Annotated in this window: 13 protein-coding genes; 3 read left to right on the plus strand and 10 right to left on the minus strand. The window is 72.2% G+C overall.

The genetic code is table 11. The features are described from left to right. The first annotated feature begins 111 nt into the window (after nt 1-111). Nucleotides 112-1,176 carry a TetR/AcrR family transcriptional regulator gene (locus tag EV187_RS01150; protein WP_130351211.1) on the plus strand — a complete coding sequence of 355 codons (1,065 nt, stop codon included), beginning with the start codon at nt 112-114 and terminating at the stop codon, nt 1,174-1,176. 22 nt (nt 1,177-1,198) lie between these two features. Here EV187_RS01150 and prmC read toward each other — a convergent pair whose 3' ends face one another. Beyond that, nucleotides 1,199-2,071, minus strand: a complete 873-nt coding sequence (prmC, locus tag EV187_RS01155) for a peptide chain release factor N(5)-glutamine methyltransferase (protein ID WP_130352171.1) — start codon at nt 2,069-2,071, stop codon at nt 1,199-1,201. 131 nt (nt 2,072-2,202) lie between these two features. On the opposite strand from prmC, the gene cysK reads away from it, so the two are divergent. Both cysK and epsC read left to right on the plus strand, forming a co-directional pair. Beyond that, a complete protein-coding gene (gene cysK, locus EV187_RS01160) occupies nt 2,203-3,138 on the plus strand; it encodes a cysteine synthase A (protein WP_130351212.1) in 936 nt (311 codons plus the stop codon). 4 nt (nt 3,139-3,142) lie between these two features. Continuing rightward, complete coding sequence (gene epsC, locus EV187_RS01165; RefSeq protein ID WP_130352172.1) at nt 3,143-3,721, plus strand: serine O-acetyltransferase EpsC; 579 nt, start codon at nt 3,143-3,145, stop codon at nt 3,719-3,721. A gap of 119 nt (nt 3,722-3,840) precedes the next feature. Here epsC and EV187_RS01170 read toward each other — a convergent pair whose 3' ends face one another. The 9 genes from EV187_RS01170 to EV187_RS01210 form a co-directional block, all read right to left on the minus strand. Beyond that, on the minus strand, nt 3,841-4,815 hold the full coding sequence (locus EV187_RS01170) for a hypothetical protein (RefSeq protein WP_130351213.1): 975 nt from the start codon (nt 4,813-4,815) through the stop codon (nt 3,841-3,843). Nucleotides 4,816-5,006: 191 nt separating this feature from the next. Further along, nucleotides 5,007-6,071: a peptide chain release factor 1 gene (gene prfA / locus EV187_RS01175; protein ID WP_130351214.1), complete on the minus strand. Its 1,065-nt coding sequence runs from the start codon at nt 6,069-6,071 to the stop codon at nt 5,007-5,009. A 5-nt stretch (nt 6,072-6,076) separates the two neighbouring features. Then, nucleotides 6,077-8,212 (minus strand): transcription termination factor Rho, encoded by a 2,136-nt coding sequence (rho, locus tag EV187_RS01180; protein WP_242609373.1) that lies wholly within the window; start codon nt 8,210-8,212, stop codon nt 6,077-6,079. Between the two features lie 289 nt (nt 8,213-8,501). Then, nucleotides 8,502-9,461 carry a homoserine kinase gene (gene thrB / locus EV187_RS01185; RefSeq protein WP_130351216.1) on the minus strand — a complete coding sequence of 320 codons (960 nt, stop codon included), beginning with the start codon at nt 9,459-9,461 and terminating at the stop codon, nt 8,502-8,504. Beyond that, complete coding sequence (gene thrC, locus EV187_RS01190) at nt 9,458-10,555, minus strand: threonine synthase (RefSeq protein ID WP_130351217.1); 1,098 nt, start codon at nt 10,553-10,555, stop codon at nt 9,458-9,460. The genes thrB and thrC overlap by 4 nt, the downstream gene beginning before the upstream one ends. Continuing rightward, a complete protein-coding gene (locus EV187_RS01195; RefSeq protein WP_130351218.1) occupies nt 10,552-11,862 on the minus strand; it encodes a homoserine dehydrogenase in 1,311 nt (436 codons plus the stop codon). Before EV187_RS01195 ends, thrC begins: the two co-directional genes overlap by 4 nt. Further along, the gene (lysA, locus tag EV187_RS01200) at nt 11,859-13,271 is read right to left on the minus strand and encodes a diaminopimelate decarboxylase (RefSeq protein WP_130351219.1); all 1,413 of its coding nucleotides are present in this window, start codon (nt 13,269-13,271) and stop codon (nt 11,859-11,861) included. Before lysA ends, EV187_RS01195 begins: the two co-directional genes overlap by 4 nt. 165 nt (nt 13,272-13,436) lie before the next feature. Continuing rightward, complete coding sequence (locus tag EV187_RS01205; protein WP_130351220.1) at nt 13,437-14,231, minus strand: LmeA family phospholipid-binding protein; 795 nt, start codon at nt 14,229-14,231, stop codon at nt 13,437-13,439. Then, a complete protein-coding gene (locus EV187_RS01210) occupies nt 14,228-15,904 on the minus strand; it encodes an arginine--tRNA ligase (RefSeq protein WP_130351221.1) in 1,677 nt (558 codons plus the stop codon). Before EV187_RS01210 ends, EV187_RS01205 begins: the two co-directional genes overlap by 4 nt. Nucleotides 15,905-15,936: the final 32 nt, after the last annotated feature.

Raw genomic sequence — 15,936 nt, forward strand, 5'->3', positions numbered from 1 at the left:
GCCCCTTTCCCTGGGTTGTCTGCGTATGCCGCAAACTGTGTATGTAATGCACTGTTGTTTAAGTAATACACAGTTCTAGACTGTCGTCAACACCCACGAGAACGGGAGCCGATGCCGAACCCCACGCCGCCCGACGTCGAGCAGCCCGACCCCGAGCTCCCCAGGGGCGTCGCGCTCGCCTGGGGCATCGCGGCGCATCCCCAGCGCGGGCCGAAGCGGGAGCTGTCGATCGAGCGGATCGTCGAGGCGGCCATCGAGATCGCCGACGCCGAGGGTCTCGGTGCGGTCTCCATGAGCCGCGTGGCGACCTCGCTCGGGTTCACGACGATGTCGCTCTACCGCTACGTGACGAGCAAGGACGACCTGATCCTCCTCATGCAGGAGGAGGCGAGCGTCGTCCCCGTTCCCGACGAGGCCGTCCAGCGCAGCTGGCGCGACGGCGTCAGCGCGTGGGTGCTCGCCATGCGCGACGCCTACCGGGCGCATCCGTGGCTCGTCGACATCCCGATCTCGGGTGCTCCGATCACCCCGAACAGCCTGACGATCGTGGACTGGTTCCTGCGCGAGATGCACGACCTGCCGCTGAGCGACGGCGAGAAGATGTCGGCGCTGCTCCTCGTGACGAGCTACGTGCGGGCCACCAGCGCCCAGGAACGCGACCTCGGCGCGGCGGCCGCGGCCTCCGACCCCGGCGACGTCACGGGCGAGAACGCGTTCGGCGCCCTCGTCGAACTCGTCACGGCCGAGCGCTTCCCGTACCTCCAGCCGCTCCTCGTCGCCGGCGGCTACGTGGCGGAGCCCGGTGCCGGCAACCTCGAGAACGACGACGACTTCGAGTTCGGCCTCCAGCGCATCCTCGACGGCATCGAATACCACGTCGGCCGAGTGGCGGCGGGCCGTGCCGTCGTGCGCCCCGAGCCGCCGGCGCCCGAGATCGCGCTCCCCCGCGACAAGCACGTGCGCGAGGCGGCCAAGGCCAGGCGGGAGGCCGAGAAGGCGCTCCGCGAGGCCCAGAAGCGAGAGCGCGAGGCCGTGAAGCGCGCGCTCGAACGCGAGCGGCATGAACGCGAGCAGCTCGAACGCGACCGCGTCGAACGGGAGCGGCGCGAACGGGAACGACGCGAACGGGAACGCGAGAAGCGCGAGCGCGAGCGGGAACGGCTCGATCGCACCTGAGCCGGTGACGGATGCCGCGGGCTCAGCGCACGGCGGTCGTCGCGCGGTCGCGCGAGGTGAGGTCGCGGTGGTGGACGATCGCACGCCAGCCGTCGGCGGCGAGGATCGCGGCGATCGACGCGGACTGCGTCTCGGCGTGCTCGATCACGAGCACCCCGCCCGGGTGGACGAGCTCCCACGCCCGACGCGAGAGCACCCGCACCACGTCCAGCCCGTCAGCGCCGCCGTACAGGGCCGCGACGGGGTCGTGACGGTGCACCTCGGGGTCGACCGGGACCTCCCCCGCCGGCACGTACGGCGGGTTCGAGATCACGAGCGCGACGCTGCCGTCGAGTTCGGGCAGGGCCGTGGCGAGGTCGCCGAACACCAGCTCGAGGTTCTCCGCGCCGACCTCGTCGACGTTGCGCCGCGTCCACGGGAACGCCTCGGGCGAGTTCTCGACCGCCCACACCCTCGCGTGCGGCACCTCGGTGGCCATCGCGAGCGCGATCGCCCCGCTCCCGGTGCCGAGGTCGACCGCGATGGGCTCGGGCTCGGCCGTGGCCCGGAGCGCGTCGATGGCGAGCTGGGCGACCTGCTCGGTCTCGGGGCGGGGCACGAACACGCCCGGCCCCACCGCGAGCTCGAGCGAGCGGAACGCCGCCCGGCCCGTCAGGTGCTGCAGCGGCTCCCGGCCAGCGCGCCGCGCCGCGAGGGCCTCGAGGGTCGCCGCCTGGGCCTCGTCGAGGACGGCGCCGACCACGATGCGCGCCTGCACGCCGCCGCGGGAGAGGCCCATCACGTGGCCGAGCAGCAGTTCCGCGTCGACCTGGGGTTCGGGAACGCCGGCCGCGCCGAGCCGCGCCACGAGGTCGTCGCGCACCGCGCGGAGGTCTCGTGCGCCGTGCGGCGGCATCCGTTCATCCACGAAATGGAATGTAACGCACGTGACCGGGTGCGAGCGCCGCCGTAGGCTGGGCCGCGGCAGCAGCCCGCCCCGCGTACCCGGTCGTCGCCGACGACGACGCACAGCCGAGAGGAAGCACCATGGCCCAGGTCTTCGACAACATCACCGAGGTCTTCGGTCGCACGCCCCTCGTGCGACTCAACCGCGTGACCGACGGCGCGGAGGCGACCGTGCTCGCCAAGCTCGAGTTCTACAACCCGAGCGCGAGCGTCAAGGACCGCCTCGGCATCGGCATCGTCGACGCCGCCGAGGCGTCGGGCGAGCTCCAGCCCGGCGGCACCATCGTCGAGGGCACGAGCGGCAACACCGGCATCGCCCTCGCCATGATCGGCGCGGCCCGCGGCTACCGGGTCGTCATCGCAATGCCCGAGACCATGTCGAAGGAGCGCCGCGCGCTGCTGCGCGCCTACGGAGCCGAGCTCGTGCTCACCCCCGGTGGCGAGGGCATGAAGGGCGCGGTCGCGCGCGCCGAGCAGATCGCCGCCGAGACGCCCGGCGCCGTGCTCGCCAAGCAGTTCGAGAACCAGGCCAACGTCGAGATCCACCGCCTCACCACCGCCGAGGAGGTCTGGAACGACACCGACGGCGGCGTCGACATCTTCGTGTCGGGCATCGGCACCGGCGGCACCATCACCGGCGTCGGCCAGGTGCTGAAGGAGCGCAAGCCCGAGGTGCGGATCGTGGGCGTCGAGCCCGCGGAGTCGCCCATCCTCAACGGTGGCCAGCCCGGCCCGCACAAGATCCAGGGCATCGGGGCCAACTTCGTGCCCGCGATCCTCGACCGCGAGGTCTACGACGAGATCATCGACGTGAACATCGAGCAGTCCGTGGCCACCGCGCGCCGTCTCGGCGTGGAGGAGGGGATACTCGGCGGCATCTCGTCGGGCGCCACCGTCTACGCGGCCGTCGAGCTCGCCAAGCGTCCCGAGAACGCGGGCAAGACCATCGTCGTCATCGTCGCGAGCTATGGCGAGCGCTACCTGAGCACCGTGCTGTACGAAGGTCTGCTTGACTGAGCGGGTGGGAATCCTCGCCAGGCTCAGTGAAGACGTCGCCACCGCCCGCGCCCACGACCCTGCTTCGCGGAACGCCACCGAGGTGGTCCTCGCCTATTCGGGCCTGCACGCGATCTGGGGTCATCGGGTGATGCACGCCCTGTGGGAGGCCGGGCTCCGGCTGCCCGCGCGGCTCGGCTCGCAGCTCGTGCGCTTCCTCACCGGCGTGGAGATCCACCCGGGGGCCACGATCGGCCGGCGCTTCTTCATCGACCACGGCATGGGCGTCGTGATCGGCGAGACCGCGGTCCTCGGCGACGACGTGATGCTCTACCACGGGGTCACGCTCGGCGGGAAGGCGCCTCGCGGTACGCCGCGCGGCGCGAAGCGGCATCCGACCCTCGAAGACGGCGTGACCGTCGGTGCGGGGGCCAAGGTGCTCGGCGACGTGACCATCGGCGCCTGGAGCGCGATCGGCGCGAATGCGGTCGTCACGAAGGACGCCCCGGCGCACTCGCTCATCGTCGGGATCCCCGCGACGTTCAAGCCGCTCTCGCACGCCACGGCCGACGCGGCACGCGGCGTGCACGACTGGCACATCTGAGCGTCGCTCCGGCCGCGCACTCGGCTCCTGGCGTCGTTGCGCCATTTCGGCGTGCTCCGCGCCGCTTCAAGTGGCGCGCGGGACGCGAAACCGGCGCAGCGGCGACGAGAGCAGTGGAATCAGCGTCGTGCCGGTCGCACGAGCGGCAGGCCCGCCTGTTGCAGGATGCGGCGGAGCAGGCCGCCGTTCCAGGCCTCATCCCACTCCCATCGACCGCACGCCCACTTCGTCACCGATCGCACGTCGTTCTCGCGCTCCTTCTCGTCGCAGACGATCTCGGCGGGTGAACGTCGATCTCCAACGTCGGCGGAACCGCCGAGGTACTTGCCCGCTCCGTCCGCCTCACCCCACACGCCATGATCGGGCCACGCGAAATCGAGGAACGCCGGCCCACGTCCTCGTGGGCGGTTCACCCGCAGCTGCAGTTCCGGCCGAGGGAATCCGAGCTCCTCGATCCGAACTCGGCTGAGCGTCTCGAGCGGCGTCTCGGCACGGGATGACGCACGGTCGAGCACGGCGGCGACGCTGCGACTGCCCGGGAACGGCGATCGCGCGTCGAACCCGGCGCGAAGCTCGTCGATCGTCGCAGCCGGACGCCCCGTCCCGAACCGGGGAATCCAGAGCGCGGCATCCGTCATCGTGAGCGCCGTGAGCAGGGGCCGGGTGCGTGCGACCTCGATCAGGGTGTCGACGACCGGGGTCACCGCGATTCCGTCGTCGGTGAGGATCGGAGCATCCGTTCGCCGAACGATCTCGACAACGCCGTTGCGTCGACGGCCGGACCTGCCGGCCGCGAGCACCACGACATCGCGCGGCACCCCGCCCACGATCGGCATTCCCGAGAGCACGGCCGCCGTGAAGCCGGCGAACACGACTCCAGGCCGTTGTTGCGCGACGGCGAATGCCATCTCACGGTGTCGCGCGACCGGCGAAAGCTCATCGTGGCGCGCTGCAAGGACGTACATGCCCCGCCGCACGGCCACGAGCCGCCCCGCGTCGCGCGCCGTCAAGAGCGTGGCCGAGACCCCGGCGGCACGCGCCCGTGCCGAGGGGATCACGTCTCCGGCGGCACGCGGCAGCGAATCGAGGTCCATGTGGACATGGTCACGGCTCGCCGGGCGGCTGGACGCGGTATCCGTCCCCCGCCCGAATGCTCGGAGCAATGCTCGACCTGTCGAGGAGCTGTCGATGCCGCGGCGCCTGCGCCCGATTGCGGTCCTCTGCGCCACTTGCCGTGGCGTTGAGGACGTCGAAGTGGCGCTGACGAGGCCGCCGAGTCGTCGCCTCAGCCGGCGAGCTGCGCCTCCTCGTCGGCCTGGATGGCCGACTCGATGATGGGGTCGAGTGCGCCGTTCATCACCTGGTCGAGGTTGTACGCCTTGTAGCCGGTGCGGTGGTCGGCGATGCGGTTCTCGGGGAAGTTGTACGTGCGGATCCGCTCCGAGCGGTCCATCGAGCGGATCTGCGTCTTGCGGGCGTCGGATGCCGCGGCCGCGAGCTCCTCCTGCTGGCGGGCCAGCAGGCGGGCCCGCAGCACGCGCATCGCCGCCTCGCGATTCTGCAGCTGCGACTTCTCGTTCTGCATGGACACCACGATCCCGGTGGGCAGGTGGGTGATGCGCACGGCGGAGTCGGTCGTGTTCACCGACTGGCCGCCGGGACCCGACGAGCGGTAGACGTCGATCTTGAGGTCGTTCTGGTTGATCTCGACCTCTTCGGGCTCGTCGACCTCGGGGAAGACGAGCACGCCGGTGGTCGACGTGTGGATGCGCCCCTGGGTCTCGGTGACGGGCACGCGCTGGACGCGGTGGACGCCTCCCTCGTACTTGAGGTGCGCCCAGACGCCCTGCGACGGGTCGGTGGTGTTCGACTTGATCGCGACCTGCACGTCCTTGTAGCCGCCGAGGTCGGACTCGTTCTGGTCGAGCAGCTCGATCTTCCAGCCCTTGGACTGCGCGTACTGGAGGTACATGCGCAGGAGGTCGGCCGCGAAGAGGGCGCTCTCGGCCCCGCCTTCGCCGCCCTTGATCTCCATGATCACGTCGCGTCCGTCGTCGGGATCGCGGGGGATGAGCAGGCGCCGGAGCTTCTCCTGCGCCTGCGCGAGGCTCTCCTCGAGGGAGGGGACCTCCTCGGCGAACGCCTCGTCCTCCTTGGCGAGCTCCCTCGCGGCGACGAGGTCGTCCTGCGCCTGCATCCACACCTCGTGCGCGTGCACGATGCGGCTCAGCTCCGCGTAGCGGCGGTTGACCTTCCTCGCGCGCGCGGCGTCGGCGTGCAGCGCCGGGTCGGCGAGCTCCTCCTGGAGCTCGGCGTGCTCGGCGAGCAGGGCCTGGACGGACTCGAACACGCGGCCTACCGGTGGTCGGTCTCGTGCCCGTGCGAGTGCGCCGCGCCGTTGGCGACCGGCATCGACTTCTGCATGAGCATGAGGAACTCGACGTTGGACTGCGTCTCCTTGAGCCGGCCGAGGACCGCCTCGAGCGCCTGCTGCTGCTCGAGGCCGGCGAGGGCGCGCCGCAGCTTCCAGGTGATCTTGACCTCGTCCTGCGAGAGCAGCATCTCCTCGCGACGCGTCGACGACGCGTTGACATCGACCGCCGGGAAGATGCGCTTGTCGGCGAGCTGGCGCGAGAGCCGGAGCTCCGAGTTGCCGGTGCCCTTGAACTCCTCGAAGATCACTTCGTCCATCTTGGACCCGGTCTCGACGAGCGCGGTGGCGAGGATGGTGAGCGAGCCGCCGTTCTCGATGTTGCGCGCCGCGCCGAAGAAGCGCTTCGGCGGGTAGAGCGCCGAGGCGTCGACGCCGCCCGAGAGGATGCGGCCCGAGGCGGGCGCGGCCAGGTTGTACGCGCGACCGAGGCGGGTGATCGAGTCGAGCAGCACGACGACGTCGTGGCCGAGCTCGACGAGCCGCTTCGCGCGCTCGATGGCGAGCTCGGCGACCGTCGTGTGGTCCTCGGCGGGGCGGACGAAGGTCGAGGCGATGACCTCGCCCTTCACCGTGCGCTGCATGTCGGTGACCTCTTCGGGGCGCTCGTCAACGAGCACGACCATGAGGTGGACCTCGGGGTTGTTGATCGAGATGGCGTTCGCGATCTGCTGCAGCACGATCGTCTTGCCGGCCTTCGGGGGCGCGACGATGAGGCCGCGCTGGCCCTTGCCGATCGGTGCGACGAGGTCGATGATGCGCTGCGTGAGCTTCGTCGGCTCGGTCTCGAGGCGCAGGCGCTCCTGCGGGTAGAGCGGGGTGAGCTTCTGGAACTCGACGCGCGCCGCCGACTCCTCGGGCGTCTGGCCGTTGACTGAGTCGACCTTGACCAGGGCGTTGTACTTCTGGCGGCTGTTCGACTCGCCGTCGCGCGGCTGCTTGATGGAGCCGACGACCGCGTCGCCCTTGCGCAGGTTGTACTTCTTCACCTGGCCGAGTGAGACGTAGACGTCGCTCGGACCCGGGAGGTAGCCGGTCGTGCGCACGAAGGCGTAGTTGTCGAGCACGTCGAGGATGCCCGCGATGGGGATGAGCACGTCGTCGTCGAGGATCTCGGGCTCGAGCTCGTCGCCGCCCGTCTGGCCGCGGCGCTTGCGGTCGCGGTAGCGGTTGCGACGGCCGCCCTCGCCCTCGAGCTGCGGCTGGGCGTCGCGCGTCTGGCCCTGCTGGCCACGCACCCCGTCGCCCTGCTGCTTGCCGGCATCGCCGTCGGCCTGGCGTTCGCGAACGGGCTTGCCCTGCTCCTCGGCCTTGCGCTGCTGGTCGCCGCCCTGGCCGTTCTGGCGACCCTGACGCTCCTCGGCGGGCTTCTGCGTGTCGTCGCCGGCCCGCTCGGCACGATCGCCGCCGCGGCGGCCGCGGTTGCGGCTGCGACCCTGGCGGGGCTGCTCGGCGGCCGGCTCGGCCTCGCCCTCGGCGGGCTGCGAGACGCGAGCGCCCTCGCCCGTCGCGGCCGCGAGCTCCTCGCGCACGGCGGCACGGGCGGCCTCGCGGGCGTCGGCGTCGGCGGGGACGAGGTCGACCCCGGCGCCTCCGGCGTTCACGTGCTGTGCGGCCGTGGTGGCGCTCGTCGCGCGGCGCGGCTGGCGGCCCTGTCGGGCGGGCTGCGTCGTGGCCGGTGCGGCCTCGATCACGGGATTCGCCGGGGCGGGCCGGTCGGCGGAGGCGTCGATGACGGGCTCGGCGACGGGTGCCTCGACGGCGGTCGCCTCGGTGGTCGGAGCGTCGGTCGCCGCCGTGTCGACGGGGGCCTCGGTCGCCGGCGCGTCGGCCTCGAGGGCGGCAGCCTCGGCCGTGGTCGGTTCGGCGACGGGAGCGTCAGGGGCGGCGGAGCCGTCCTGGTGGGCGGAGATCAGGTCCACGAGCTCTCCCTTCCGGCGCTTCGACGCACCTGAGATCCCGAGGGAGGCGGCGAGCTCCTGGAGCTCGGCGACCTTCAGGGTGCTGAGGCGGGTGCGGTTCGCCACGCTCACGTCGGCGTGGTCGGTTGCGTTGGTCACTGGGTATGTTCCTTTCCCCTGGTCGCAGGAATTGCGGACCCAGGAGAGCTGATCGCCGGCACGAGCGATGTCGGTGCGCGGTGGCGCAGACATGCGCGAGAGCGAAAGCAATGGATTGCGGGAATTGCACGATGCGGCCGTGAGATGCGAACTGTGCGTCTCCTGCCGGGTGCGGAACAATCCTAACACCAGGACGAGCACGTCTCCGACGTGCGACGCGCCCGGTGGTGGCGGATGCCGCAGCGGCGCCCTCGGGCCGGCATCGCCCGTCGGCCTCGGCGCGCCGGCGTCAGCGGTCGGCGTCGACGACCGTCGCGCCCTTGAAGTCCACCGCGAGCGGCATGGCCTGCCACGCCGTGTCGGCCGACTCCTCGACGAGGCGCACCGCGTCGGCCCGCTCGCTCGGGTCGCTGGCCAGCACCAGGATCGACGGACCTGCGCCGGAGACGACGGCCGGATGCCCCGCCGCCCGCAGCACGCGGATCAGCCGGTCGGTCTCGGGCATCGCCTCGGCGCGGTAGTGCTGGTGCAGCTTGTCCTCGGTGGCCTGGAGCAGCAGCTCGGGGCTCTGGATGAGCGCGGCGATGAGGAGCGCGGACCGCGACACGTTGAACACCGCGTCGGAGTGCGGCACCGACTCGGGCTGCAGCGAGCGGGCCAGCGCCGTGGACATCTCGTGCTCGGGCACGAGCACGAGCGGCGAGACGCCGCGGTGCACGATGAGCTTCTTGTGCCGGGGTCCCTCGGGCGTGACCCACGCGATCGTGAGACCCCCGAAGAGCGCCGGGGCGACGTTGTCGGGGTGGCCCTCGAGCTCGGTCGCGAGCTCGAGGAGCTCGTCGGGCGTGAACTCGACGACGCCCTCGAGCAGGCCCTTGGCCGCCATCACGCCCGCGACGATCGCGGCGCCCGACGAGCCGAGGCCACGTCCGTGGGGGATCGAGTTGTGCGCCACGATCCGCAGCGACGGCATCGGCGCGCCGGCTCGCGCGAAGGCGTGCGCCGCGGCGCGCACCACGAGGTGCGTCTCGTCGAGCGGCACCTCGCCGGCGCCGACGCCGTGCACGTGGATGTCGTGGGTCGCGGCATCCGTCGCCTCGACCTCGAGCTCGTCGTAGCGGGCGAGCGCGAGGCCGAGCGTGTCGAATCCGGGGCCGAGGTTGGCCGAGGTCGCGGGCACCTTCACGTGCACGGTGCGGCCGACGAGCGAGGGGGTGACGCCGGCGCCGGCGGTGGCGGTGGCGGTCATGACGTGAGCCCGAGCACCTGGGCGACCTGCTTCGTGTCGACCGGCACGACGGTGGGCTGCACGTCGGAGCCGTCGGCCGTGCGGAGCGCCCACTGCGGGTCCTTCAGCCCGTGCCCGGTGACCGTGAGCACGACCCGCGCGCCGGCCGGGACGACCCCGGCCGCCGAGCGCTCGAGCAGCCCGGCGACGCTGATCGCCGACGCGGGCTCGACGAAGATGCCGACCTCGGCCGAGAGGATGCGCTGCGCCTCGAGGATCTTGTCGTCGTCGATGGCGCCGAAGTAGCCGTCGGTCTCGTCGCGCGCCTGCAGGGCGAGCTCCCACGACGCGGGGTTGCCGATGCGGATGGCGCTCGCGATCGTGTCGGGATCGCGCACCGGCTCGCCGCGCACGATCGGCGCGGAACCCGATGCCTGGAACCCGAACATGCGGGGCATCCGCGTGGCATTGCCCGCCGCGATGTCCTCGCGGTACCCGCGCGTGTACGCGGTGTAGTTGCCGGCGTTGCCGACCGGGATGAAGTGGAAGTCGGGCGCGTCGCCGAGCACCTCGACGACCTCGAACGCCGCGGTCTTCTGGCCCTCGATGCGGTCGTTGTTGACCGAGTTCACGAGGTGCACGGGGTAGTTCGCGGCGAGGTCCCGGGCGATGTCGAGGCAGTCGTCGAAGTTGCCCTGCACCTGCAGCAGCTGGGCGTCGTGCGCGATGGCCTGGCTGAGCTTGCCCATCGCGATCTTGCCCTCGGGCACGAGCACCGCGGCCGTGATGCCCGCGTGCGTGGCGTACGCGGCCGCCGAGGCGGACGTGTTGCCGGTGGAGGCGCAGATCACGACCTTGGCGCCGCCCTCGACGGCCTTCGTCACCGCCATCGTCATGCCGCGGTCCTTGAAGGAGCCGGTGGGGTTCATGCCCTCGAACTTCACCCACACGTCGGCGCCCGTGCGGCGCGACAGCGCCGGGGCGGGCAGGAGCGGCGTGCCGCCCTCGCCGAGGGTGACGACGGGCGTGGCATCCGTCACATCCAGCCGGTCGGCGTATTCGCGGATGACGCCGCGCCACTGGCGCGAGCTGGCCTTGGGGGTGGGGTGGTTCACACTGCTCCTTCGACTCGGAGGACGGACGCGACGGATTCGACGACGGGGCTCTGGGCGAGGGCGGCGACGGTCTCGGCGAGCGCGGACTCCTTCGCCTCATGCGTTCCGATGACCAGCGTAGCCCGCTCGGCCGCGCCGCTCACGGTCTGCTGGAGCTGCTCGACCGAGACGCCGTGCTCGGCGAAGACGTGCGCGATCTGCTCGAGCACGCCCGGCTCGTCGGCCACCTCGAGCGTGATCGCGTAGCGGGTGGTGATGCGGCCGATGTCGAGGAGGGGCAGTTCCGCGTGCGTGGACTCGGCCGTGCCGGGGCCGCCGATGACGTGGCGGCGCGCGATCGCGACGAGGTCGCCGAGCACCGCGGACGCCGTCTGCACTCCCCCGGCCCCGGCGCCGTAGAACATGAGCGGGCCGGCGGCGGCGGCTTCGACGAACACCGCGTTGTTGGCGCCGTGCACGGCGGCGAGCGGGTGGCTCCGCGGCACGAGCGCCGGGTAGACGCGCGCCGAGACGCCCTCCTCGCCGGTCTCGTCGTCGACCAGCCGCTCGCAGATCGCGAGGAGCTTCACGACGAACCCGGCGCTCCGGGCCGACTCGACCTGCTGGGCGGTGACTCCCGTGATGCCCTCGCGGTGCACGGCCGTGACGGGCACGCTCGTGTGGAATGCGAGGCTCGCGAGGATCGCCGCCTTCTGCGCGGCGTCGTATCCGCCGATGTCCGCGGTGGGGTCGGCCTCGGCATAGCCGAGCTCGGTCGCGGTCGCGAGGGCGTCCTCGAGCGAGGCGCCCGTCGAGTCCATGCGATCGAGGATGAAGTTCGTGGTGCCGTTGACGATGCCGAGGATGCGGTCGATGCGGTCGCCGGCGAGGCTGTCGCGCAGCGGCCGGATGATCGGGATGGCCCCGCCCACGGCGGCCTCGTAGGAGAGCTGCGCGCCCACCTGCTCGGCCGCGGCGAAGAGCTCGGGTCCGTGGTTCGCGAGGAGCGCCTTGTTGCCCGTGACCACGTCGGCGCCGGAGGCGATCGCGCCGAGCACCAGCGTGCGCGCGGGCTCGATGCCGCCCATGAGCTCGATCACGATGTCGGAGCCCAGGATGAGCGACTCGGCGTCGGTGGTGAGCAGCTCGGGCGGCAGCTGGGTGTCGCGCTTCGCGCCGGTGTCGCGCACCGCGATGCCGACGAGCTCGATGCGCGCGCCGATGCGCTGCGTGAGCTCGTCGGAGTGCTCGAGCAGGAGCCGCGCCACCTGCGACCCCACCGAGCCGGCCCCCAGGAGGCCGACTCGGATGGTGCGGTACTCGATCATGCGGGGGCCCCTTCTGCGGCGTCGGATGCGTCGAGCCCGGCGTCGCGGGCCAGGAGGTCGGCCTCGGTCTCGCCGCGCACGATGACGCGCGCGACGCCGTCGCGCACGGCGACGACGGCCGGCCGCGGCACGTGGTTGTAGTTGTTGGCGAGCGACCAGCAGTAGGCGCCGGTCGCGGCGACCGCGAGGAGGTCGCCCGGGGCGACGTCGTGCGGGAGGTACTCGGCGTCGACCACGATGTCGCCCGACTCGCAGTGCCGGCCCGCCACGCGGAAGAGCGCGGGCGGGGCGTCCGACACCCGGGAGGCGATGCGCGCGGAGTAGTCGGCCCCGTAGAGGGCGGTGCGGGCGTTGTCGCTCATACCGCCGTCGACCGAGGCGTAGTGGCGCCATCCGCCGTCGATCGGCACCGGCTTGACCGTGCCGACGGTGTAGAGCGTGATCCCCGCCGGGCCGATCACGGACCGCCCCGGCTCGAACGCGAGCTTCGGCACGGCGACGCCGTGGGCGCGGCATCCGCTCGCGACCGCCTCGGCGATGCCGAGCGCGATCTCCTCGATCGGCGTCGGGTCGTCGGCTGACGTGTAGGCGATCCCGAAGCCGCCGCCGAGGTTCAGCTCGGGCAGCGGGCCGGCCGCCGAGAGCTCGGCGTGCGCGGCGAGCAGGCGCTCCGCCGACTCGGCGAACCCCGCGGAGTCGAAGATCTGCGAGCCGATGTGGCAGTGCAGCCCCAGCAGCTCGAGCGAGGCGTGCGAGCGGATGCGCGTGCCGAGCTCGACGGCGCGGTCGAGGGAGACGCCGAACTTCTGGTCCTCGTGGGCGGTGGCGAGGAACTCGTGCGTCGAGGCGTGCACGCCGCTGTTCACCCGCAGCCGCACGCGCTGGACGCGGCCGGCGCGGGCCGCGGCATCCGCCACCCGCTCGATCTCGACCTCGCTGTCGATGATGATCGCGCCGACGCCGGCCGCCACCGCGCGCTCGATCTCGGCGACCGACTTGTTGTTGCCGTGGAACCCGATGCGCGCGGGGTCGGTGCCCGCGGCCAGGGCGACCGCCAGCTCGCCGCCGGTGCACACGTCGACGCCGAGGCCGGCGTCGGTGACCCAGCGCACGATCGCGCCGGAGAGGAATGCCTTGCCCGCGTAATAGACCGTCACGGTCGTGCCGACGGATGCCGCGGCGGCCTCGAACGCGGCGAGGATGCGCGCCGCCCGTGCCCGCGCGTCGGACTCGTCGACCACGTACAGCGGCGTGCCGAACCGCTCCGCGAGCTCGGTGACGGCGATGCCGGCCACGACCAGGCGGCCATCGGCGTCGCGGTGCGCACGCTCGGGCCACACCTGCGGGGCCAGGGCATTGGCGTCATCGGGCACGCGGAGCCATCCGGGTGCTGCTGCGGTGGTTGCCACGGGGAAACCTCAACGGGACGAGGGCATCGACGGGATCGCTCGCGGCGAGCGAACCCGGATTGGTTCCTGAAGCCTGCTGCGTGCCGCCCTTGTGGGGCGGACTACGGCGAGTCTACCGAGGCGCGGCAGGCAGGCCGAATCCGTGGCGACGTCTCGTCGATCGCGTCAGTCGCAGCTGCCGAGCGTCGCGAGGCTCGCCGCGTCGAGGCGGAGGCCGTCCGCCTGGAGGGCGACGGTCGCGCCGGTGGGCTCGACCGTGAGCTGCTGCACCTCGACGCCGGCCGGCAGGTGCTCGGCGACGCACACCGGGATCGGGTCGTCGCCGAGGAGCCGGTCGACGAGGTCCGACACGTCGATCGAGCCGCCGCCGGCCGCGACGTCGACGCCGACGGGTTCGAGCAGCACGGTGTCGCCCGCCGCGGTCGGCCGCGCGGTGACGGTGAACTCGACGGGGAACCCGAGCAGGCGGACGGAGTCGGTGTAGCCCACGGTGCCGTCGCCGAAGGCCAGCTCGCCCTCGATCCCCTGCACGTCGACGAGCCGGTTCACGGCCGCGGCGTCGGCCTCGATGGTGGCCGTCACGTGCTCGACGGGCACGGCGAGGTCGACGGGCACGCCCTCCCCCACGACCTCGACCGCGATCGGCACCCCCTCGACGTCGAGCTCGGGGGCGGAGAGCTCCACGCGCTGCATCGTGCCCGAGAGGTACTGCGCGATCACCGAGAGTCCGCCGATCGTCACGCCGACGTCGCCCTCGACGCCGTCGGGCAGGTTCGCCTCGATCTCCTCGGCGAAGCGCGCCTCCGCGATGTTCCGCACGATGACGTCGGCCACCACGACGAGCGCCGCGAGGGCCACGACGATCGCCACGACCGTGAACCAGATGCGCGCCGCGCGCCCGCGGGGCTTCCGCTCGGCGGGAGGCGCGGGAGCCGTCGTCGCCGCTCGCGCGTCGTTCACATGCGCTCCGGTGCGGAGACGCCGAGCAGGTCGAGCCCGTTGCGGATGACTTGGCCGGTCGCGTCGTTCAGCCAGAGGCGCGTGCGGTGCAGGTCGCCGATCGCCTCGTCGCCGAGTGGGAGCACGCGGCAGTTGTCGTACCAGCGGTGGTAGAGCCCCGCGAGCTCCTCGATGTAGCGCGCGACGCGATGCGGCTCGCGCAGCTCGGCGGCCTGGGCGACGATGCGCGGGAACTCCTGCAGCGCGCCGAGCAGCGCCGACTCGGTCTCGTGCACGAGCAGCTCGGGTGCGAAGGTCGAGCGGTCGACGCCGACGGATGCCGCGTTGCGGTCGACCGCCGCCGTTCGCGCGTGCGCGTACTGCACGTAGAACACGGGGTTGTCGTTGGTGCGACGCGTGAGGATCTCGGGGTCGATGGTGAGCGGCGAGTCGGCCGGGTAGCGCGCGAGCGTGTACCGCAGCGCATCGGTGCCGAGCCAGGCCTGCAGGTCGTCGAGCTCGATGATGTTGCCGGCGCGCTTGGAGAGCTTCGCGCCGTTGATGCTCACCAGCTGGCCGATGAGCACCTCGATGTCGCGCTCGGGGTCGTCACCCGCCGCTCCGGCGAGCGCCCGGAGCCGGTGCACGTAGCCGTGGTGGTCCGCGCCGAGGAGGTAGATCTTGTGGCCGAAGCCGCGGTCGCCCTTGTCGAGGTAGTAGGCCGCGTCGGCGGCGAAGTACGTGTAGGCGCCGTTGCTGCGACGGATCACCCGGTCCTTGTCGTCGCCGAAGTCGGTCGTGCGCACCCACACCGCGTCGTCCTCGTCGAAGACGTGGCCCTGCGCGCGAAGGCGCTCGACGGCGGTGTCGACGTCGGACAGGCCGTCGTCGCCCTTCACCTGCAGGCGCCGCTCGCTCGTCCAGACGTCGAAGTGCACGTTGAAGCGTTCGAGCGATGCGCGGATCTCCGCCAGCTGGAGCTCGTAGGCGATCTCGGTGGCGGTGTGCAGCGCGACGGCCTCGTCGAGCTCGAGGAGCTTCGGCTCCCGCTCGAGCACCCTCGCCGCGAGGTCGGCGATGTAGCTCCCGGGGTAGCCGCCGTCGGGCGTGGGCTCGCCCTTGGCGGCGGCCAGCACGGACAGGCCGAAGTTGTCCATCTGGGTGCCGGCGTCGTTGATGTAGTACTCGTTCGCGACCTCGGCACCCGCCGCGCGGAGCACGCGCCCGATCGAGTCGCCGAGCGCGGCCCAGCGCGTGTGGCCGATGTGCAGCGGCCCCGTCGGATTCGCCGAGACGAACTCGAGGTTGATCCGGCCGTCGCCGGCCAGCGTGTCGCTGTGCCCGTACGCGCCGCCCGCGTCGACGATCGCCTTCGCGAGCGCGCCGGCCGCCGCCGCGTCGAGGCGGATGTTGATGAAGCCCGGCCCGGCCACCTCGGCGCTCGCGACGCCGTCGAGGCCGGCCAGCTCGGCGGCGAGCTCGGCGGCGATCTCGCGCGGGTTCGACCCGAGCGGCTTCGCCACCCGCATCGCGATGCTCGACGCCCAGTCGCCGTGCTCGCGCAGCTTGGGCCGTTCCAGGGTCACCTGCCCCGGCGCGAGGTCGAGCACGACGTCGTCGCCACCCGCCCGACGTCGCTCGGCGAGCCCGTTCACGAGGGCGAACAGGGCGTGCGAGAGTTCGTCGGGAGTCACCCGCAAATCCTACCCGGCACGGTTGATAGGGT

The organism is Agromyces ramosus, from assembly GCF_004216665.1.
GTDB lineage: Bacteria > Actinomycetota > Actinomycetes > Actinomycetales > Microbacteriaceae > Agromyces > Agromyces ramosus.

What these genes read in the sequence shown, in the direction of transcription:
- EV187_RS01150 (WP_130351211.1), top strand. Translation starts at nt 112, where the DNA reads ATGCCGAACCCCACGCCGCCCGACGTCGAGCAGCCCGACCCCGAGCTC.
- prmC (WP_130352171.1), bottom strand. Translation starts at nt 2,071, where the DNA reads ATGCCGCCGCACGGCGCACGAGACCTCCGCGCGGTGCGCGACGACCTC.
- cysK (WP_130351212.1), top strand. Translation starts at nt 2,203, where the DNA reads ATGGCCCAGGTCTTCGACAACATCACCGAGGTCTTCGGTCGCACGCCC.
- EV187_RS01170 (WP_130351213.1), bottom strand. Translation starts at nt 4,815, where the DNA reads ATGGACCTCGATTCGCTGCCGCGTGCCGCCGGAGACGTGATCCCCTCG.
- thrB (WP_130351216.1), bottom strand. Translation starts at nt 9,461, where the DNA reads ATGACCGCCACCGCCACCGCCGGCGCCGGCGTCACCCCCTCGCTCGTC.
- EV187_RS01195 (WP_130351218.1), bottom strand. Translation starts at nt 11,862, where the DNA reads ATGATCGAGTACCGCACCATCCGAGTCGGCCTCCTGGGGGCCGGCTCG.